This window comes from Nocardia sp. NPDC051570 (assembly GCF_044454005.1).
Taxonomy (GTDB): Bacteria; Actinomycetota; Actinomycetes; order Mycobacteriales; family Mycobacteriaceae; genus Nocardia.
This window is the reverse complement of the sequence record NZ_JBITDI010000003.1, coordinates 129,899-149,601: the sequence shown is the minus strand read 5'-3', so window position 1 is coordinate 149,601 and position 19,703 is coordinate 129,899. Positions and strand designations below refer to the sequence as shown.

Below are 19,703 nucleotides of genomic sequence, written 5' to 3'. Positions count from 1 at the left end.
TGGCTACTTGAACCCGAGGGTCTGTTGCCAGCGACGAATCGTTTCCTTGCGCATCGCCTCGTCAATATCGGCGACGTGGTAGTGGACAGCCCCCGCAGCCGCGGCTTGCTTTTCGGCGTAGGACTGCTGATCCTTCGATTTCTTGTAGGCCATCGCCTGGTCCAGGGCATTGCCCAGTGCGCCGCCGCCCGGCAGGCCGACATCCGACAGGAACTGACGGACATTGCCGTCCACGAACCCGAGGCCCATGTGCACGAGCTTCTTGCCCACAGCGTTCGGGGTGAGGCTCGCGTACTTCGCCGCGTTCGCCGACGCTGTGGCGGCACCGGTCGTCGACACGCTCGGCATCGCCCTCACGACACCGGTCCGCACGGTCTCCGGTTGAGGCTCCTGTGGGGCAGCAAGCCCCAGCGAGGCCGGGTCCGGCGGTGTCGGCGTGGGCAACTCGGGCATGACTGTCGACGCGTCCGGGGTGGCCGCGGGGGTTGCGTCCGGTGTGGGAGTCGTCTGCGGCGCAGGGGCCGCGGGCGTGGCTGCTGCTGGCGTCCAGTCAGCCTGTGGCACCGGCACTTTCGGTGCGGTCGACGGGAACATCGCGTCGAGCTGCTCGGGCGAGAGCAGATCCGACAGGGCATCACGCAGGAGGTCTTCCCCGACATTGGGGTTCTCGGTCGGCAGCAGACTCTGCTCCGTGCCCGGTACCGGCGCAGCTTGACCGATCGTATCACCCGGCGTGATCACGCTGTGGTCGATGCCCGAGCCCACACCGTCGGTGTCCTCGGTGCCATCGCCGGTGACCGGTGTTGCCGTGCCCGGCGCGGTCGCGCCTGCAGCCCCGTGGCTCGCGGTGTCTCTGTTCGGCTTGCCGAACACCGCCGACAGCAACGCCTTCAGCTTCTCGAGGAATTTCGCCGATGCGTCGGCGATCGACACGGGCAGTGCCGCAACGTTCTGCGGCGCAATGATTCCCACGAGATCACTGATGCTGCCGATCAAGGATTGGATGTTGCGCCACTGGTCACCCGTGAACACCGGCTCGGGCTCGCCGGACTTGTTCCACCCGAAGCCGCCATCAGGTAGCCACCCGCCGCTGTCATAGCCGCGACCCTGATAGGCGGCGGCCAGGCTGCCGTAGCGGGCGAGCGCGTAGTTGAGGCTGGCGCGGATGTTGCTCTCCGGGTCCCAAATATCCTGGTCGTAGCCGCGATCCGCATAGGTGCGGAACGTCGGATCGATGACCTGCATCAAGCCTTTGGAGGGGATTCCGTTGCGGGCATTGATATCTGAGAGGTTGATCGCGCGGGGATTGCCGCTGGACTCGCTGCTCATCTGTATGAGCACTCGGTTGGCCTCCGAGAGCGGCTGGCCCTTCTCGCGGAGGATCTTCTCCACCAGTGGACGCCACTGCTCGACACCTGCTGTGCCGCTGACGTTTCCGAACCCAGCGGCGCTCGCCAACTGCTGCACAGCCGCCACCGCCGCGTCACTGACCGTCTTGCCCAGATCCGTCGGCAACGCGCCACCGAGCGCTGACGTGCCGAAGTCCGGCGTACCCGACAGGGCCTGCTGCATCGGGGTCACGAGCAGCGCGGTGATCTGATCCTGCACATCGGCCACGACATCGCCGAGGCCGCCGGTCGCCGTCGAGATCATTCGACCGTCACTCAGGATCGGCCCCCCATTGGCCCAGTGCACATGGTCGCGGTGTCCCTCATTGGTGGCGCTGCCGTAGTCGAGCGCCGCACCGTTCTTGAGGTTTTTCCACCCGTTGAGCGGCCAGTGGATCAGCTCCGTGCTCTGCGGATATCGGGTGTAGATCCAGCGGGCGATCTGGTCCATCGGCCCGCCCAGATCGATCGCCTTGCCAGCATTGTGATAGTCGGCGTGGCCTTCGGTCTGATAGGTGCGGGTCGCGGAGGTCAAGGTCGCGCCCGGGAAAGCGGTACGCACCGCATCCCACAACGACCTCTGCACAGCCGAGATCGGATCGTCGGTGGCGACGATGCCGCCCGTGGCGTACGCGCCGTCCAGGTAGGAGCGGACGCCGCCGATGCCGCCACGCCGGGCCGCCGCGTTGGCGCCGTCGACATAGTCGGCACCCACGGCCCGCGTCCACTCCGGACGCATGATCGCTTCGCCCCCGCCGACCGCGATCACCCGATCATCAACGCCCGGCGAGTACCCGGACATCACGCCGTGGATACCGCCGCTCGCGTAGCCGAACCGCGGGAACTCGGCCTTCCACTCCGGCAGATTCGGCAGGATCACACGCAGCTGCGCCCAGGCGTTCTTCAACGCGACACCGAACACCTGCCCGAAGATGTAGTCCAGCGGCTCGGCGATGGCCTTCTTCATGCCCGCCCATTGCGCCGACACACCCGCCACTCCGGAGCCGAAGTTCGTGCCCAGCATGGTCAGCGCATCGACCAGCCGCTTCGCCCAATAGTCGCCAGTGATCGTGGTGACATCAGCGTCGATGGTGGTCTTCAGCTTGCCCCACTCGGGCAACAGTCCCCGTTCGCCGGAAATGCGGTCGGTGAACAGTTTCACCAGGTCGTCGAATGCGGGCGTCGCAACGTTCTTCGCGTCCACGACCGCCTGACCGACCGTCGCGGCCTTGGTCGCCATATCCGACAGCGCCGGATCGAGCTTGTCTTTCCAGCCCTTCTGTACATCGTCGGCGAACGTCGTGAATGTCGCCGACGCTGGGGCGAAGTCCGGAACCTGCGGGGCAGCAGTCGGTTTCGGCAGGTCGGCAGGCTTGGGCGGGTTGCCGGCCGATTGTGCCGGAGGCTGCTGCGTGCCTGGCTGGCCGGACGGCGGCTGCCCGCCCTGGGGTTGCGGCCCCGGCTGCGTGCCCTGCTGGCCGGATGACTGGCTGCTCGGCGGCGCAGCGTTGGAGGGAAGCTGCTGCGGTGCAGGCTGATTGTGGATGTTGTCCAGGTCGAGATAACGGAGGTCGTCAGCGCCCAGTCCCAGCGCGACATTGGTGCCCTGCAACTGCGCGAGGGTCATCGCGTTGAAATTCCCGCCGAACTGGGACATCTTGTCCAGCACGTCGGCACGGGCCTTCAGGACCTCATCGATGCCCTTGTCTTTCGCCAGCGCCTTGTAGTAGGCAGCCGAGGTGGTGTCGTAGTAGGCAGGCGATGTCTTGTCCGGGGGAGCCAGGTCTGTGCTCAGCTGCGAGATATAGCGGCGGTCCTGGTCGGACAGGGTGACACCGTAGGGGTTCTGGTTGCCGTCGCGGCCAGCCTTCTGCCGTTCCTGGTCGGTCAGTGCGGCTTTGAAGATGGGTGCGAACCCCGAGTTGGGGTCGAGCTGGGTGAGGATTTGCTTGGTCTTCTCGATCGCCACATCGAGGTTGGAGGTGTCGACCTTGGGTTTGATTGCTGGCGCGTCGGCCAGCTGATCGAGCATCAACCCGTAACGGCTCAAGACGCCGTCGATCTGGTCTTGCGGCAGCGTGTCTTTGAGCATGTTGACCAGGGAGTCGCGAAGTTCGGTGATCTTCTTGCGTTGCGCCTGCTGTGCCTGGTCCGCGTCGCGGGTCTGGTTGTAGACCGACGTGTACTCCGCTGCTGCGACGCCCTTGTAGTCCACCGCGAGGTCTTGCAGCAGCTTGGACAGGGTCCGGGCGGCCTCGATGTGCGTATCGAGCGATCCGTCACTGCTGTCGACGAGGTTGCTGAGGTTCAGTTTGCCCGTGGACCCGTTGCCCTTCAGCAGATCCCGTAATGTGTCGAGCCCGGCGTACGCGGCGGACTCGGAGTTCTCCAGCGCGAGCGCGTCGGCCTGTTGCCGTTTGAACGAGTTACGCAGCGCCTCAACAGCATCCGCCGCGCCGACCGCGCGGTCACGGATCTTGTCGTACACCTCAGCCGTCTTGGACGCAGCATCCTGGGCCTTGATGAGCTGCCCACGCAGCGAATCCAGGACGGGGATGAAGTAGCCAGAGTTCTCGCCTGCTACATCGCGGGTGTACTGCTTGAATGCGTTGAACTGCTCATTCGTGCCAGCAACCGCGTCCTGGACGGCTTTAATCGGCACGTTGAGCTGTTTCCAGGCATTGAGTGCCTCACTGCCCCAAGCGTTTTGGTTCATGCCGTTGGCCAGCTTGTCCCAGGTCTCGCTGTGCGATCCGGTCGTGAACGCATCCTTCAGCGAAGCGGATACCTGGTCCCTCCACGAGCCGACCTGCGCGTCCTTGAGGGTTTGGAAGTCGCCGAGGAACGATTGGAACTGACTGCCGATCTTCCCGCGCACCGAATCATCAACGATGCCACCGGAATTCAGCAGCGAGTCCGTGATTCCCTGCCGGAACTCGATACCGTAGTTCGACCACTTCGCCTGCACATGCTCGATCGAGGTGAGCTTCTCGCTCAGCTCACCCACCTTGCTCGAGAACAAGCCGACCGCGAGAGTGGCCCCCGCGATGTATCCGCTCCACCTCGACATCGCGGTACCGATCGCGCCAACCGCCGAACGGCTCCCCTCCAGCCCGCGCCCCTGCGCGAAGTTCTGCATGCTCGTGCCCCAGCGTTCGAACATCGAACTCAACGAGCCGATCACCTTCAAGGCGAGCAGAGACGTAACGAGGCCCTTCACGACCGGCGTGTACTTGTCGAGCGTGGTCAGCGCCTGCAACAAAGTGGTCGCGAACGAAAACAGAACCCCGTACGTGCCCTGGACAGCCGGGTACAGCGTGCTCTTGAGCAGCGAGACCGCGTTGCCGATGAACGTCGACCATTTGGTCCACTCGGCGCTCACGTCGCCGAAGAAGTCGCGGATATTCTCCTGGCCCACCGCGCTCTGCAACTTCGCGCGCAACCGCGTCAGTCGGGTTTCGAACCGGGTCAGCATGTCGTCGCCACTGCTGGTGATGGCTTTGAAGATGTCGGTGACGACACCGAGCGAGTCCTTCAAGATCGTGCCGACCTGACCGGCCTTGGCCAGGCCGCGCTCGATCGCCGTCGCCAGCTCGCCGGACGCGCGCAGCGCGGCCACACGGTTGTCGAACGTGGTGGCCCAGTCGGCGACCGCACCGGCCAGTTGCGGCAGGAACGCCCCGCCCGTGCTCGCCAGGGTCAGCAACGACCGAGTCGCCGGAGCGAACGAATCCCCCAGTCGCGTTGCGGCGCGCGCGGATTCGTCGAGGAACGTCTTCAGGTTCAGTTGGCCGACCTCGGTCGCCAGCGAACGCACCGACGACCGCACGCCCTCGTTGATGCCGGTGGCGATACCGCCCAGGCCGGATCGGACGAGCGGCAGGATCGTTCCGCCCAGCCGCGCCATGTCGCCCGCGAGCCCCTCGAACAGGTTGTCCTGCACGTGCTTTCGCAGGTCGGTGAGAGTGCCGTCCATCGAGTGCAGTTGCTCGACGAACGCGCGGGCGTTCGGGCTCAGTTTGTTCAGCGCATCGAGGTAGTTCTGTTGCGCGTCGGATTGGAACGCTTTCTGCTGCTCGCGCAGCGCATCCTGTTGCGCTTCCAGGGCTTTCGTGACCGCGTTCTCGGCGTTCGCGGTAGCGACAGCGACATCGCGGACCGTCTTGCCGCGGTCGCGCTCGGCCTCGCGGACGGTGCCGATCGCGTCCACGACTTGCTGTTTCGACCGGACCACGGCGTCGTCGCCTTCGACGCCTTTCGCGTTGGCCTCGAGGGCGTCGCGCTGGAGCCGCTGGTTCGCCGCGATCGTGTTGTCCCAGTCCTGCCGGGCCGCCTCGACCGCGTCCATCGCCTCGCGGTAGTCCAGCCACGTCGCGTCCTTGTTCTTCCACAGATTCGCGAGCGTCGCCTGGGCGCGCAAAAGGCGGGTCTGGGCCTGGTGCTCCGAGAGCGGAATGCCCTTGAGAGCACGGTTGTAGTCGTTGATCTTGTCCACCGCGTCGCGGCGCGCGGATGATAAATCCTTTTGCGCCTGCGCGGCCGTGCGCTGGCTGTCCTGCACCCGCTTCTCCGCGGCGACGATCCTGTCCGCACCGTCGGAGCGAGTGATCGCGGCATCGCGCACCGCGTCACTGACGGCCCGATCAGAGTCACGCACTCGGCGCTGCGCGTCGGCGACCTTGTCGGCCTGTGCCTGTGCCTGCGACGTGGCCTGGTGACGAAGCTCCGATTCCGCTTTCAGCGCGTCCTTCAACCCGACGACACCGACAGCGATCGTGCCGACCGCCGCTGCTGCGGCCCCCGCCAGCGCCGGGACGACGGCCAAAGCCGCACCCATCCGGGTGAGCGACGCGATGACCGGCACCAGGTTCACCGCACCGATAGCAGCCAGGGCCGCACCTGCGCTGGCCGCGATGGTAGTGACCGACGACAGCATCCGACCGGCGAACAACAGCTTCTCGCTCAGCGCCTCAGCGGCCTTCACCGCGGTCGCGTCGATCCAATCCGAGGCGCGGTGCAGCCGGGGCATTTCGATACGCCGCACCAGCGAACTCTGAGCACGCTCGAACCGCTGCGCGGCATGAGCCTTCAGAACATCCGCGTCGGAGTAGTCGTTGTGCGCGAACCGCTCCACGGTCCGTGCGCGAGTGACACGCTCCCGGGCTCGCGTCACCTTCACGACATCGGTTTCGCCGCTGGCCCGGAGGTCTTCATGCGCCTTTTCGGCCGTGCTGACAGCCGCCGTAGCGTTTCGCAGACCCTCCCGCGTCCGCCATAGCGTCCGCTCCGCCGATTCCAGGCGGGCCGCCGCAGCAGTCGCGTTCGAGATCGCGTTCCGGTCGCCCGCGAGGGGTAAATCTTCCGGCAGACGTCCCCGCAGCAGTCGCCGGGCCTGGGCTTCCGCGCGAAGCGCTGGGCGATCTGTGTCCGAGTACAGATCTGATGGCGCTGAGCTGCGGGCCACGATAGCGGCGAGGGCGGCGCGAGAGGTGTTCAGCCGGGCAGTGATTCGATCCCGGGCCCGGACCATCTGCGCCGACAGGTCCCCGGCATTCACCAGGTCGGTGTAGGTACGGCGCGCAACGTCGTGGTCGTCGTTCAGCGGCCCGCCGCGACCCGCTACCGTCCGGCGCACGTCACGACGGGCGTCGAGCTGGCGTCGGGCCTCCCGGAGCCGCTGCTCCAGGGCGACCGAACTCGCGCGACCTTCGCCGATGGTGGGGTCTTCGCGGAGCTGCCGCTGAAGGTCGGCGATCCGGCGCGAGCGCGTGGAGCGGGTCAGTGACCGGCCGACGCCGCGGTCCTCTGATCCGGCACCACGAAGGGTGTCGATCTCCCGCGTGATCCGGGTAGTCTCCCTGCGCCACAACGCATTCAAGTCATCGGCACGGTCCCGCATCAGTGCGGCAACGCGCGCCTCGGTCGTGGCCACCGCGCGGTCAGCGGCGGCGAAGCGCCGGTTGTAGCCGTCCAGACGACGCGACGCCTCGCGGTAGTCGGCCGCGGCCTTCTGCTCCACGTCGCTGAGCGGGCGCTGCGGAGAGTACCGGTCCGTCTGCCGGTTCGCGGCAGCCTCATTCGAGCCGACGCGACGGTTCGCATCGTGTGAGGTTCGGCGCTGCTCCTGGCGGTATGCGTTGCCGAAGTCGCGAGCGGCTTCGCGTCCGGCGCGGGCTGCCGAGTCGCGGTCGTTGCGGACCTCGCCGCGATAGCGGATGGTTCCGGCGTGACCCTGCGCTTTGGCCTGCGCCGCGGAGACGGTCCTGTCTCGCAGCGTGACCTTCGCGTCGAAGGTGACCGGGCCGCCAGCGCGTGCCTCTTTACGGGCCTCGGCGACCGATGCGGCGTCAAGCTCGAGGGAGACCGGAATCGACCGGCCTGCTCCGGCGATCGCGGCTCGGATCTCGGTTTCGAGCTTCTCTTTGAAGCCGGTCAGATCGGGGCGGATAACGATTTTGGCGACGCCCGCTGAATAGCTCGTAGCCATATCTAACCCCGATCCATTTCCCTAGAAACCCATCTCCGATAGCGTCTCGTCGACCGCCGATTGTTCGCGTACAGCCTTTTCCCGATCGAGCGCACTCACGGGCCGCTGCATCGGCTTCACCTTGGGCGGCGACTTGCCGGGCGGCATGTTTACCGCGATCAACGTGGTGATCAACTGCTGCAACAGGTCACACACGGACAGCAGCAGGAAAGAATCGATCGAATACCCCGCCGACGACGTGATCAGAGGCAGGCCATCAGGGGCCGTTTCACTCTCGTCGCCGTATAGTTCCGCGTCCCGTTCTTCCGTGTCGCGGATATCGAGGATATGTTTGGCCAGGCCCTCGTCCATGTCCAGCGCCGCCTTGTATTGGGAGCCAGGCGGTAGACGCTGGAGAAATCGGTAGAGCCGATGCCAGGAATGGACCCCTCGGAAGAAATCCAAGAGGTCCACATTCCAGTAGTGGAACAAGTCCCACTCGATGGCCCCATAATGCTCACAGACGAGCGTTATGAGGCCGACGCGCCCCCCGGCAGATCATCCGCCCCAGCATCAGGAACAGCATCGAAATGGCGGTTGATGTCCTCGACCAGAGCCATCGCGACCTCGACCGGCTCATCCCGAATGGCATCCCACACGACCGGGAAGGCTTCACGACCCACGAGCGCCAGAATCATCGGCTCCAGATCACGGATAGCGATACCGCCACGAGAATCCAACATCGACGCCAAAGCGAGCGACCGCTCAAGGGTATCGGGTGCGGTGATCTCGATCTGAGGATTCGCGCCGTCGAACACATACGGCTCCGGCGCACTGTAGTTCTTCTTGGCCTCACGCTTCAGCGCCTCCCAGCGAGACACCGACTTCGCAACCCTCTTGGCAGCCATAGATCTCCCCTATATTCAGTTGTATAGACTTCGATTACTTGCCGCGCGATCCCGCAGCGGCGTTGCCCTTAGCAGGCGATTCAGACGCATTCACCGGGGCACTGATACCAGTCTTGACTACGTATCCGTGAGCAACAAGATTATTCAACTCGATCGCGTTATGGACCTTCGCTTCACGCTTGTCCGGCGCCACAACAGTCACCGGGAAAACAACACCAGCCATCTCGAATCCTCCACAGCAGAACTCCCCGAAAAACACTGGAAGCCGCCCGGCCGCAGATTCGGGGAGGAAACCCGCGGCTGGGCGGAACTCATGCCATTACGCCGCCGCGGCGAAGCCAGCGTCGGGAGCAATAGCCTTCCATCCGGGGCCACCGAAGATGGTGCGGATCGCGTAACCGGCGGTCTCATCGATGAAGGCGCGGCCGGTGATGTCGTACTCGATCGCGTTATCCGCGTTCCACTTTTGCTCACCCACCGTGGTCACCGTGAATTTCGGAACTTCCTTGATGACCCAGATGCGATTGACGCCCGCCCCGTCCACGGCCACGAACAATGCACGGTGGTAGATGATGGACGGCTCGGTCGGATCAGCGAATCGCGTTTCACCGGTGTCTTTGTCGTATTTCACATTCGACAGGTCGGTGTTGTGATACAGCTCCAGATTCAGCTTGTGAGTCTCGAGACCTGTCCATTTGATGGTTGTTTTCCGTGACACCATGTCTGTACGGGCGGGCTCCAACAAACCCCACGCGTCGACATCCTTGGTTTCGGTCTCCGGGCTGAACGTCGGGGCATTCTCCTTGGAGACATGACCGATGCTCTGGAAACCGGCGGCCTTCAAATCGACCAGATCACTGGTTGCGCCGCTGAAGTATGCCGTCGGTAGTGGTGTGGTCGACGGTGCGAGCAATACGGCGCCAGCCAATGGCTTGCGGATCAGCCGCTGCTTCAGACTCTGGACAGTGGCGAAATCAGTAGTAGCCGCCATGGAAACCCCTATATTCAGTTGTATATTCAGTTGTAAAAGCACACCCGCCGCCGAAATGGCGTCACCCGGCCGGGATCACCAGATTTCCCGGAACGACACCCAAAACTCCATATCGACAAACCGATCGTCGATATCGGTGTCCTGCTCTTGGTTATTGCCGATGATTTCCTCAGTGGAATCGATCAACGCGCCGTCGACCTCGGTAGCACCCGCCGCGAGCAGCCGCTGACGGACCTTCGCCGCCGTCGCCCACGCCTTGGGGCGAGTCGCGTCGACCACGCAGACCGACATCATCGCCCGGTCCGTGATGCCCTCCGAGTCGATGCCGCCGCCGCTGCGATGCACGCCGATCAGCGGGACCAGCTCCGGCCATCGGCTGCCGTCCGGCAACGCCGTGCAGGTATACCCGAGGTCGTCGAGCAGGGCCATGCACACCAGCTCCGCGTCCGGGAAGCCCGCCATCAGCTGGCCGCCATGATGCGGATGATCTCCTGCCAGGTGCGTGACGCCCGGGTCTTGCCCGGCCGCCGCCGGCGGATCGTGCCGCGCGTGGTCAGGTTGCGCGGCGTGTCCCTCACGGCCTTGCCCCGCCAGTTGCGGCGACCGAAGTTCACCGCCGCCGAATACCCGGCCTTGGCCTCCACGTCGGCGGCCCAGCGCGGCGACACTGCCCCCAACGGCCCATCACTCGCGTCCAGCAGACGCATCGAGATCGCCGCCGAGTTTGCCAGTTCGCCCGACTTGCGTGGCGCTCGAGCCTGCCACAGCCCCACGGCCTTCACGCCAATCCGTTGCACGGTATTGCGTATCTTCGGACCCACCAGCAACGCGGCAATCGCCGGGTTGTTCCAGCCGTTCGCCGACCGCGTGCCATAAAACTCGAACGTGTTCTTCGGTGCCGCCATTAGCCACTCACCTGCCGCAGATTCACCACAACGCCCGCCCGGCGACCCGCAGTGGCCGTCTTCCACCGCTGCGGCTTGCCCTGCACCGCGTACACATCACCGCCGGGCAACTCGAGCTGATCCGACGCGAGCACATCAGCGCCCGGCCGGAGGAAGTACGCGGTCACGTCGTCAACGATCGTGTCGCGGAAATCCATGGCCGGAGAGCTGGTTTCGGTACGTGTCCCCGATCGGCTCAACAGGACGTTGGGCTCCTCGTGGTGGGCGTCGTAGGACTGGTCGCCGAACTTGTCACGCGAGGCTCGGCGAAGAACGATCACTGTTTCCCCGGTCAGCACCTCACACCGCCAACCAGCGCGGGCCGCTGACACCGACCACGCCGACCCGCCGCCGACGCCGGAACAACGCCAGTTGATCGGCAGTGAAGTAGATTTCCTCGGCCAGCGCCTCAGCGTGGAAAGTCACCTCGAACGGGCCGGACCTCTCCGACACCAACCCGGCCGGGTTCCGCAGCGGGCGAAGCACCGCGTCGCACACCACGCGCTTCGCGTTCGCCAGCGTGATCACCGGCAGTCCGCCGGTCCCACCGGCCAGGGCGGGCACCTCGGTCTGCAGCAGCGCTTCGGCGTCGGCGATGCGGGCGGTGACCAGCTTGTCCTGCTCCGGGGTCAGCGTGCTGCCGAACCGGTCGGCGACATCGGTGACCGTCGCGAAATCGCCCACTACGCAGCCGCCTTCACCGCAGGCTTACGCCCGCGTCGCACCGGCTGCGGTCCACCCTCGGCGACAGCGCCGTCCGGTTCCGGATCGGGGTCCTCATCGCGGTGAGCCCACACGGCAGGATTGGTGATCGCCCTGACCGCCCAACCCGGCACCTGATCGCCAGGACCGAAGATGTGCGTGACGTTCTTCTCGTCCTGCACGTGCACATACGTATTCAGTTGTGACATAACCTATTTCCCATACTCGGACGGGGAGAAGAATCCTCACCGCGCCGAGGCAAGCCATTCGTGATCCACCGACAGCAGACCATGCGCGCAATGCCCCGGCTAGATGATTACTTCGCCGTCAGGCGACGGTCGCCACCATCAGCGCTTCCGGCTTCTGCAGCACCGGCAGCAGGAGGCTGTCCACGAACGTGCTCTCCTTGTACGGAGGACCCGATTTGGTCACCACACCCACCAAGCCCGGCGCATTCTGGAAGCTCATATCGGTCTGCTGAGCGCTCATCAGTTCCATCGCCGTAGCGGTAATGCCCCAAGCGACAAAACCCAGATCCGCAGGATTCGGCGGCAAGAAAACAACCTTGCCCTCCGGAATCACGCGGGTATCAGTACCCTGGACATTGATCACGGTGTCATAGACATCCGCGATACCCGGCAGGTTGAAGTCATCCAGAACGCTGTTAACAACCGACCGCGACACGATCTGCGGGGTACCGGACACCATTTGATTTGCGTATGACTTGAACTCGGCATTGCGCTGGAAATATCCTGCGGTCTTGCGCGAGATAATCATGCCGCCGGGCGCGTACCCATTCACGGTGGTGTAGTACTCGATCCACGAAGTGATATCGGTAACGACCTTCGCGTTCGCCACATCCGACCACGGGGTAGTCGGGGCCACGAAGTTACCCGTAGGAACCTTGTAGTCGGCGGTCAGCGAGACACCATTCTCGTTCAAAGTCATCTTGCCCGTGGACAAAAGTTCACCACGCGCGATCTCGACACGATTACGGATCGCGCGAACACTCGCCTCGATATCGTCGTAGATGGCGTTGGTGATCGCTTCCAGATTGCCGCCCTGCTGGCGCATACGTTCCAGCTGCAGTCGCTCGAGCTCACCCTTCATACCCTGCACGGAAATCGGCAGCAGATCGACTTCGCGGGTATCGAAGGTGTCCCGCTCGAGCTGCGGAATCGAACCGTCGAAGGTGCGGAACTGTGCAGTCCGGTTGACGCGGGTTACATTCGCCAGGCGAATGGTCTGCTCCTGCACCAACTTGTCCGGCAAGAACTGGGCCAGTTTATGTTCACTCGGGGTCGGAACCTCGCGAGCGAAAACGATGGTGTCGTCCGGAACCAGCGGCCCATCGAAAACCAAAGCCATGGAAACTCCTCTATTCAGTTATAAAGACCGGCAGCCGAGCGACTAGAAGAACTTGAACCAGGACAGCGCAGTCTTGGCCGCCGCATCCAGGCCCGAATTCGCCGGGAGCTTCGATTCCTTGATCAAGCCGACACCCACCCACAGCGGCGCGGCCTCGCGGCCCGCCAAGTCGGTCGGGGTGAACGTATTCCACAGGAATCCCGCGGGCACCTGTCGGCCATCGGCCGCCTTCGGATCGTAAGGCCCGTACAGGCCCTGATTCGCGCCCGCTTGAGTAATCTGGCTCAGCACCAGACCCGAGGGCAGATATCCCTTGGGGTAGTGAGTCGCGGCCGTGAACTTGGTCATGTCCAGAGTGATGTTCACTCGGCCGCGCTGCTCGCTCTGATCCCAGAGAACCCACACCCGAGCATCGCCGTATCGAGTGCCGGTCTGCCGCACCGCAATATTCGCCATATCAAATCCCCTTCAGGGAAACCACTATTCAGTTATTCCTTCGGCCCGAAACGCCGGGCAGCCTCCGCGCGGCCACTCACGCCACGCTGGGTCTTCGTTTCGCCGCCTTGGCCCTGCCCCCAATTCGGATGCCGCTGACCGTTCGGCGGCGGGGTCGGCTCGGCCGCCGCGGTGCCATACATCTCACGCAGATGCTCGACGACCTTCTCCCCCTTCAGCTCGCCGTCCTCGCCCAGGAACGCGTCCGCGTTCGTGGTGCGCAGCCAGCCGGTTAGCTTGTTCTGGTCGGTCAGGACGATGCTGGCGTATCCGCGCAACTCGGCCTCCCGCAGCCGCGGCAGCAGCTCCGCACGCGCCTGCTGCGCCGCCTCGGCGCGGGCCGCGTCGAGGGCATCGGTCTTGGCGCGTTCCCCTTCGGAGAGCCGTTCGCGTTCCAGCTCGGTAATCCGGTCCTTGAGCTTCTGGGCGTCGTCGGCTGTCACGCCACCGCGCAGCGCCTTGGAGGCGTCCTCATGCTTGCGGCTCTGATGCCGCCAATAGGCCAGCTGCTGCTCGATCGACATTTCCGCCAGCGGAGTCTCGGCCGGAAAGCCGTGCTTGGTCATCGGGACAGCGGTGTCATTGTCGGTGCCGATGACGGGGTCGGTAGCCTTCTCGGTCTCCGCAGTGGCGCTCACGTCTGTCGTCGCGCCGGTCACCTGGTCAGTTGCCATATTCAGTTATCCCTGTCGGGTCATTCACTATTCACCGAAGGCCATGCCGGACTTCGATCTCTACTGTTTGCCGCTCAGAATTGCTTCATAGCGGGCGATCTGCCCACGCTGGTACGTGATCGGCTCCGAACCGTCTTCGAAACCGTTCGCCCGCGTTTGAGCGAGAACTTGGCGCATCAACGGCAGCTGCCGCTGCGCGAACTCGTATTGCTTCTGGAACTCGTCCAAATTCACCGGCGCAGCGAAACCATTGGTGCGCAGAACCGTCTGGCCGCGCTTCTCCGGGACCAACACCGCCTGAAGTTCACCATGCTGATCAACCCGGTACCGGGTGCGTTTCAGATCCGAGGCATAGGTGCTCGTCGCGTCCTGGTACAGACGCTTCAAGTCGTCTTCGTTCAGCTCCCGGCCCGGATCACTCGCGTGAGTGACCGGCATGGTTTCGCAGCGGCACCGATCGTGAATCGGCTTCAAATCCTTCACCGAGTAAATCCGGTCCGATGCCGCGACACACAAACCGCACGAACCGGTCTTCGACAGCTCGGGATGGATAACGCGCCGCCACCCGATGACCTTCTTGTTCTGCCGATTCGCTTCGCGCAGAATTTGCGTCTCCGCCTCGCGTTCCGCCAGCGCCAGATTGGTCCCAGCAATGATTTTCACACGCTCCACCGAATTAGCAAGAGCATCGTCGAACGCCGCGCCCTGGGCCACCTCAGCACGCAATTGCCGCGCCGGACGCTGGAAGACCTCCGCCACCGCCAGTCGCTCGGAGGTGCGGCCGTTCGCCGACGCCTGCACCGGCCGACCGAACTGGCCGGCCACCCCGTGCGGGAAGGTCCGCACCTCGGCAGGCACATCCGGCACCCACCCGTCCAGATCGACATCCAGGTCCGACAGATAGAACATCTGCGCGGCCGTGGCCATCGACACCATCGCCTGCTGCGCGGTCTCCATCAACGGCACCGCCTGGTCGACAAAGTAGGACACCTGGTCGTCGTCGTACGGGTTGGTGAGCCTCCACCAGGCATCCAGCCGATCCAGCAACAGCTGCTCCAGCGTGTCCCGGCGAGCTGCCCGTGCCTGCACCATCCCCAACAGCGCGGAAGTCATCGCTACGGCGCCTCACCCGCGATCCCAGCGCCCGCCCGCCCCGCCGCCTGCTGTGGCTGCTGGTCCTGCGTCTGCTGAGGTGATGGCCCGGACTGGCCGGTCGCAGCTGCGGCGGCGGGGATCGCGAACGCTTGCGCGGCCAGCTGTTCCTGCATCAGTTCGGACTCGTTGAGCTTGGCCTCCGCCGGTGTGAAGCCCATGAACTTGATGACCTGGCGCTTGCGGGACACCACGCCGCGCGTCTTGGCGACCGCCTCGGCCTGGGCGGCGATACCGTCGCGCGAGATCGGCTTCCACAGCAGCTTCACGCCCTGAATCCGGTTCACCTGACCCGCGAGGGTGAACGCGATCTTCCACGTCAACGCCCACGGAGCGGTCATCCGCGACTGACGATCAGACACCTTGTCCTCCAACGTTTCTCGCATCAGCGAGGCACCCTCGGCCGACCCTTGCGCGGCATCCGGTGTGATCACGTGCAACGGAGTCCGGGTGGACGCGGCGAACTCCTTCACGTCATCGCGGATGGCGGTGAGCTGCGGCACCAGATCCGCCTGCCCCGACTCCCAGAAGTCCACATCCGGCGGCACCAGCCACAGCGCGCCCGGATCAGCGGTAAAAAGATCCTGCACGTTGGTGTCGGCCACGCGGCGAATGAAGTTGCCCAGATCCTCCTCAGGGTCCGAGAAGTCCGCGCCACCCTGCAAATCACCCTTCACCGCCCGCTGCCGGAAAGATTGGTACCACTGAATAACAATGCGCTGCAGAACACCATCCATGATGCGATCCAACAAATCGATATTCGGCTCGAACTCACCCAAACCGAATTTATTGTCGAACCTGACCGCCGGAACACCACCGAATACTTCCAAGTCCGCCAACGTAGCCTGATTCGCCAGCGCCCACTCGTCCGAACTGAACGTGTTGGTGTACATACCAGGATCGCGGCGAAATTCGTACTGCACCGAGTTCACATACAGCTGCCCGACCTGCTGATCGTTGATCTCGTCGTTGAACACCTTCACAAACGCCTTCAACCGGCGCGGATACGTCGGATCAGGAATACCAAGAGCAAAACGTGGATTCTCTGCGGTGATCATCGGCATCGCACCCGCAACGCCCTCGAGCGGAGGAATCACCAACGCATATGCCTCACCGAAGAGATACATATAGGTTTGCAGATCACGTTGCATCGCATCCCAGCCCGACTCCTCGCCGATCTGTCGCGCAATATCGTCGCCATCGACATCCGCGTCAGCATCGGTCAGGACGCCGGTCAGCACCGACTTGTCCGTCATGACATCGACACTCATCGCGGCATAATTGTTCCTGGCCTTACGCAGAATTTCGCGGAACGTCTCCCGATACTTCTCCTGCACATTCGGCAACGGAGGGTCACCGATGTAATAGGACCAGGCCAGGTCCAGACGCTCCCGACGGGTCTTCGGCGTATTCGCCGTGACCGCGTTCCGCTTGTCCTTCAACTTCTGATCGAAACGCTTCATCAGAAATTCGAACCATTGCTCCGGCGCCCATGCAGCCGAAGCATCAACCACCGTATTATCGGCCATACCCGTCACCCGTTATCGAATCCGCACCACAGCGCGTGGTTTCCGTGGAAGCCCTATCCCCTTCGCCACCGCGTCGAGACGGCATTGCCACGCGAGCGTCGCCGCCACGGCAGCGTCGATCTTGTGCGGCGAGTCGGGCTTTTCCTTCATGATCTGAACGCCTTTGGTGGTGGAGCGTCGGCGGGCGTTCAAAATATGCGCCGACAGCTGAAGATCCCCGGTGTGCCGCATCTGTTGGTCCAATATCGCGTTCTCGAATTCAGCGAGAGCCTTGACGCTCTTGTAGGCACGGTCGCCGGTCATCCACCATTCGATCGGATGCGCCTGCGTGGACTTCACCTTCAAATGAGGCCCGTACTTGGCCTCCCAGCCCGCGATGGTCGACTCCCACCGGGCAGGGTCGGCATAAAAACCGACCACGTTATACGCCTGGAACGCATACTGCACCATGGCCTGCGCATCGTGCTCCGGCACTTCCCAGCCGTCCCGGTAGAACTGGCCGGGGTCCTGCTCCCAAACCTTGACCGGCCACACCAGCCCATCCGAGACACGGCAGGCAATCAGCGCGGTGGAGTCCGTGACACCGCGGCGGCGCTTACGGGAACCATCGAAACCCAGGACAATGACATCCCTGTCCTTTGCAGGCTTGATGACATGCACCTCCGGCCCGCAGGACTCCCACTGGTATTTCGCGATCCACGCGCCCTCGGCCGAATGCTTGGCGTTGAACCAGTAGCGGTACGAATCAGCCACATCGGTCCGCGGATCGAGAATCGCGTCCACATAGCCGGCGATGTCGTTCCAGGACGCACAATCCCCATAGGCATCCAGCAGCGCCGCCCGGATCTTCTCCTCGTCCTCCAGATCCTCCGGAGCAATATCCCCATAACGGTGGTCGAACAGGGTCCTCGTGGGCTTCTTCAGCTTGCCGCTGCGGTAATCCTCGATAACCTGGTACGTGTCCTCAGCGACCGACTCCTCGCCGGGGTTGTACATGGTCGTGGTTTCCAGATAAAACGTGCCCGCACTCTTTCGCCGCTTACGCAAATTACGCACCAGCGTCTTGTGCATCTGCTTCAACTCGGGCCGGTTGTACAAATGTGATTCATCGAAGATCACGAGCGTTTCTTTGCCGCCGTCCTTGCTCGCAGAACTTGCGGTAGACGGCTTGATTTCACCGCCACCCGGGACCAGAATCCGGGACAGGCCAGCGGAGTCCTTGTGCTCCATGGCCGCCGCGAGCGGACCGTCCGTCACGTTGACGTAGATGGTGTCGAATACGAGGCCCGATTGGTCCTCTTCGGTTGCGCAGCAACGGACTTCAGGGCTGTTGACCCGTTTACCGATCGGTTCACCCGGCGAATACGTGTAGGTGAAACCGGTTCCGTACGGGCAGACGAACACCTCGCCGCCCTCGGCATACCGGTCGAACCGCGAAGGCCCGAACGTGTCGAAAAGCGCTATAAGAGCCGCGATTTCAGACTTTGCGCACCCCTTCGGGCGCGACAGGAAGCCCGCATCGTACAGGCGGGAGCCATCCTGCTCGAGGCCGTAGAGGTCAACGATGAACGCCGCGTACTCGTCCACCAGAGAGACCGGCTCGCCAGCGATGTCGCCGGAGCCGTGGACGGTCAGCGCCTCGATCCACTCGATCGCGAGCCAGCCCAGAGACAACGCCCGATCGTGTTGCGGGAGCCGGATAACGTCGTGCGGCATCGCGGCCCGCTACGACGCCGAATTCATCAGCCGGGCGCGGCGGGCCGCCGCCATCGGGACGACCTTCTCCCCCGGCGTCCCGGTCTCTTCCGCCTCGTCTTCGACCGGCTTCACCCGGATACGCGCACGCTGCATATCCAGCTCGGTCAGCGACAACGCCGCGCCGAGGGTGCTCGTAATGGCCTTGAAGTTCTCCGAGCCCGGCCGGGACAGATACCGTTCGATCAACGGGAGAGTCATATGGAGGGTCAGCCAGGTACCCGGCCCGTACGTGCGGGCCTGTGGGAGCGAAGCCAGATCTTCGTAGATGGCGCGACCACGCGAACCGACATCGATCCATTCCGGGATCGGCGGAATCTCGCCGTCATATGGCTCGTCTGGCAGCTCGGTCCAACCGTCACCTGCCACGAACGGGTCTGCATTCCGGCGCGCACGCTCGTGCGGCTGTTTCGGGGCCGTACCCGGTCGTCTACCTGCCATATTCAGTTGTCCTGTCGGGTCCTATCCATCCACCCGCGAGCCACCCTTGGCTACCGCGGAATCACCTCTGTCGTCGGGCTACAGAGGGAGGAAATGTGCGTTGTTTTCATCCGTTCATCAGACACACGGACAGGTAGACGCACCCCTACCTCATGCAAGGACGACAGGACTCGAACCTGTAGCTGACGCGGTTTTGGAAACCACCGCTCTGCCAATTGAGCTACATCCTTATGCGTGAGTTGCGCTGGCCGGATTTGAACCGACGGCTCCTGCTTATGAGACAGGCGAGATAACCGAGCTTCTCCACATCGCATCGCTAACAACTAGACACAAGATTAGCCCGCTTATTTAAGCGCGCAAGATGATAGGTGACAGGCGGGAAGACGGCCTGATAAGATCACCAAATCGCATTCATCGTCATTCGCCCTGACAGCAATTCAAACCCTACTGACAAGCATCTCATGGTCGAGTTCGACGACTGGAAAGAATACGTGGACAGCCCCGACAATAATGGCCTCCTTTGCGCCGCGGAATCAGCCGACACTGCCGAAGCCCAAGCTATCTGCGACCTGCTCAACCAGGGGAACCACCCAGAACACTTCCCGACCCAATAGGACTCGACATCCCAGGGGCTTAGCAGTCAGTACGATCGGCAGCGCGGACCCGCACTTCTACGAGATCTTCCAGCAAGACCTCCACATGCGCAGCGCGCACCATGAGCACGTTTCTGTGCGCCGCCTGCGGGAAGACCGTGCGAATCATCAAGGGCGACACCGAGATGCGGCTCGAACCCCACAAGGGCGATGAAGGCGAGACACGCCCCACCTCCAACGTCCTCGTGATCGACGGCTAGAACCCCAGCAGCGGCAACACCAAGCTGAGGATCTTCA

At 63.6% G+C, this 19,703-nt stretch carries 18 protein-coding genes and 2 tRNA genes; 1 reads left to right on the top strand and 19 read right to left on the bottom strand.

The features are described 5' to 3' along the window. Positions 1-3: 3 nt before the first annotated feature. From ACIA76_RS07820 to ACIA76_RS07730, 19 genes are all read right to left on the bottom strand, one after another. Complete coding sequence (locus tag ACIA76_RS07820) at positions 4-7,875, bottom strand: transglycosylase SLT domain-containing protein (protein WP_397149761.1); 7,872 nt, start codon at positions 7,873-7,875, stop codon at positions 4-6. 21 nt (positions 7,876-7,896) lie between these two features. After that, the gene (locus tag ACIA76_RS07815) at positions 7,897-8,226 is read right to left on the bottom strand and encodes a hypothetical protein (RefSeq protein ID WP_397149759.1); all 330 of its coding nucleotides are present in this window, start codon (positions 8,224-8,226) and stop codon (positions 7,897-7,899) included. A gap of 158 nt (positions 8,227-8,384) precedes the next feature. Beyond that, entirely contained in the window at positions 8,385-8,762 is a 378-nt protein-coding gene (locus tag ACIA76_RS07810) for a hypothetical protein (RefSeq protein WP_397149757.1), read from the bottom strand. A 34-nt stretch (positions 8,763-8,796) separates the two neighbouring features. After that, entirely contained in the window at positions 8,797-8,985 is a 189-nt protein-coding gene (locus tag ACIA76_RS07805) for a hypothetical protein (RefSeq protein WP_397149755.1), read from the bottom strand. Between the two features lie 96 nt (positions 8,986-9,081). Then, a complete protein-coding gene (locus ACIA76_RS07800) occupies positions 9,082-9,753 on the bottom strand; it encodes a hypothetical protein (protein WP_397149753.1) in 672 nt (223 codons plus the stop codon). 75 nt (positions 9,754-9,828) lie between these two features. Next, complete coding sequence (locus tag ACIA76_RS07795) at positions 9,829-10,182, bottom strand: hypothetical protein (RefSeq protein ID WP_397149751.1); 354 nt, start codon at positions 10,180-10,182, stop codon at positions 9,829-9,831. Between the two features lie 32 nt (positions 10,183-10,214). Continuing rightward, positions 10,215-10,658 (bottom strand): hypothetical protein, encoded by a 444-nt coding sequence (locus ACIA76_RS07790; protein WP_397149749.1) that lies wholly within the window; start codon positions 10,656-10,658, stop codon positions 10,215-10,217. Beyond that, entirely contained in the window at positions 10,658-10,978 is a 321-nt protein-coding gene (locus ACIA76_RS07785; protein WP_397149747.1) for a hypothetical protein, read from the bottom strand. Before ACIA76_RS07785 ends, ACIA76_RS07790 begins: the two co-directional genes overlap by 1 nt. A gap of 19 nt (positions 10,979-10,997) precedes the next feature. Next, complete coding sequence (locus tag ACIA76_RS07780; protein ID WP_397149745.1) at positions 10,998-11,381, bottom strand: hypothetical protein; 384 nt, start codon at positions 11,379-11,381, stop codon at positions 10,998-11,000. Continuing rightward, on the bottom strand, positions 11,381-11,608 hold the full coding sequence (locus ACIA76_RS07775; RefSeq protein WP_397149744.1) for a hypothetical protein: 228 nt from the start codon (positions 11,606-11,608) through the stop codon (positions 11,381-11,383). Before ACIA76_RS07775 ends, ACIA76_RS07780 begins: the two co-directional genes overlap by 1 nt. A 118-nt stretch (positions 11,609-11,726) precedes the next feature. Continuing rightward, positions 11,727-12,767, bottom strand: a complete 1,041-nt coding sequence (locus tag ACIA76_RS07770) for a major capsid protein (RefSeq protein WP_397149742.1) — start codon at positions 12,765-12,767, stop codon at positions 11,727-11,729. Positions 12,768-12,809: 42 nt separating this feature from the next. After that, a complete protein-coding gene (locus ACIA76_RS07765; RefSeq protein WP_397149739.1) occupies positions 12,810-13,223 on the bottom strand; it encodes a head decoration protein in 414 nt (137 codons plus the stop codon). 32 nt (positions 13,224-13,255) lie between these two features. After that, a complete protein-coding gene (locus tag ACIA76_RS07760) occupies positions 13,256-13,936 on the bottom strand; it encodes a hypothetical protein (protein WP_397149737.1) in 681 nt (226 codons plus the stop codon). 60 nt (positions 13,937-13,996) lie between these two features. After that, on the bottom strand, positions 13,997-15,049 hold the full coding sequence (locus tag ACIA76_RS07755; RefSeq protein ID WP_397149735.1) for a hypothetical protein: 1,053 nt from the start codon (positions 15,047-15,049) through the stop codon (positions 13,997-13,999). A 2-nt stretch (positions 15,050-15,051) separates the two neighbouring features. Beyond that, positions 15,052-16,617 carry a phage portal protein gene (locus ACIA76_RS07750; protein WP_397149733.1) on the bottom strand — a complete coding sequence of 522 codons (1,566 nt, stop codon included), beginning with the start codon at positions 16,615-16,617 and terminating at the stop codon, positions 15,052-15,054. A 12-nt stretch (positions 16,618-16,629) separates the two neighbouring features. Beyond that, the gene (locus ACIA76_RS07745; protein WP_397149731.1) at positions 16,630-18,333 is read right to left on the bottom strand and encodes a hypothetical protein; all 1,704 of its coding nucleotides are present in this window, start codon (positions 18,331-18,333) and stop codon (positions 16,630-16,632) included. A gap of 9 nt (positions 18,334-18,342) precedes the next feature. Further along, the gene (locus tag ACIA76_RS07740; RefSeq protein ID WP_397149729.1) at positions 18,343-18,741 is read right to left on the bottom strand and encodes a hypothetical protein; all 399 of its coding nucleotides are present in this window, start codon (positions 18,739-18,741) and stop codon (positions 18,343-18,345) included. Positions 18,742-18,968: 227 nt separating this feature from the next. Next, positions 18,969-19,043 (bottom strand) — tRNA-Trp (locus ACIA76_RS07735). Between the two features lie 9 nt (positions 19,044-19,052). Further along, positions 19,053-19,126 (bottom strand) — tRNA-Met (locus tag ACIA76_RS07730). A 402-nt stretch (positions 19,127-19,528) separates the two neighbouring features. Here ACIA76_RS07730 and ACIA76_RS07725 point away from each other — a divergent pair. Further along, positions 19,529-19,666: a hypothetical protein gene (locus ACIA76_RS07725; protein ID WP_397149727.1), complete on the top strand. Its 138-nt coding sequence runs from the start codon at positions 19,529-19,531 to the stop codon at positions 19,664-19,666. The last annotated feature ends 37 nt before the right edge of the window (positions 19,667-19,703 follow it).

What these genes read in the sequence shown, in the direction of transcription:
- ACIA76_RS07770 (WP_397149742.1), bottom strand. Translation starts at nt 12,767, where the DNA reads ATGGCTTTGGTTTTCGATGGGCCGCTGGTTCCGGACGACACCATCGTT.
- ACIA76_RS07820 (WP_397149761.1), bottom strand. Translation starts at nt 7,875, where the DNA reads ATGGCTACGAGCTATTCAGCGGGCGTCGCCAAAATCGTTATCCGCCCC.
- ACIA76_RS07765 (WP_397149739.1), bottom strand. Translation starts at nt 13,223, where the DNA reads ATGGCGAATATTGCGGTGCGGCAGACCGGCACTCGATACGGCGATGCT.
- ACIA76_RS07750 (WP_397149733.1), bottom strand. Translation starts at nt 16,617, where the DNA reads ATGGCCGATAATACGGTGGTTGATGCTTCGGCTGCATGGGCGCCGGAG.
- ACIA76_RS07805 (WP_397149755.1), bottom strand. Translation starts at nt 8,985, where the DNA reads ATGGCTGGTGTTGTTTTCCCGGTGACTGTTGTGGCGCCGGACAAGCGT.
- ACIA76_RS07790 (WP_397149749.1), bottom strand. Translation starts at nt 10,658, where the DNA reads ATGGCGGCACCGAAGAACACGTTCGAGTTTTATGGCACGCGGTCGGCG.
- ACIA76_RS07815 (WP_397149759.1), bottom strand. Translation starts at nt 8,226, where the DNA reads ATGGACGAGGGCCTGGCCAAACATATCCTCGATATCCGCGACACGGAA.
- ACIA76_RS07755 (WP_397149735.1), bottom strand. Translation starts at nt 15,049, where the DNA reads ATGACTTCCGCGCTGTTGGGGATGGTGCAGGCACGGGCAGCTCGCCGG.
- ACIA76_RS07745 (WP_397149731.1), bottom strand. Translation starts at nt 18,333, where the DNA reads ATGCCGCACGACGTTATCCGGCTCCCGCAACACGATCGGGCGTTGTCT.
- ACIA76_RS07810 (WP_397149757.1), bottom strand. Translation starts at nt 8,762, where the DNA reads ATGGCTGCCAAGAGGGTTGCGAAGTCGGTGTCTCGCTGGGAGGCGCTG.
- ACIA76_RS07725 (WP_397149727.1), top strand. Translation starts at nt 19,529, where the DNA reads ATGAGCACGTTTCTGTGCGCCGCCTGCGGGAAGACCGTGCGAATCATC.
- ACIA76_RS07800 (WP_397149753.1), bottom strand. Translation starts at nt 9,753, where the DNA reads ATGGCGGCTACTACTGATTTCGCCACTGTCCAGAGTCTGAAGCAGCGG.
- ACIA76_RS07760 (WP_397149737.1), bottom strand. Translation starts at nt 13,936, where the DNA reads ATGGCAACTGACCAGGTGACCGGCGCGACGACAGACGTGAGCGCCACT.
- ACIA76_RS07795 (WP_397149751.1), bottom strand. Translation starts at nt 10,182, where the DNA reads ATGGCCCTGCTCGACGACCTCGGGTATACCTGCACGGCGTTGCCGGAC.
- ACIA76_RS07775 (WP_397149744.1), bottom strand. Translation starts at nt 11,608, where the DNA reads ATGTCACAACTGAATACGTATGTGCACGTGCAGGACGAGAAGAACGTC.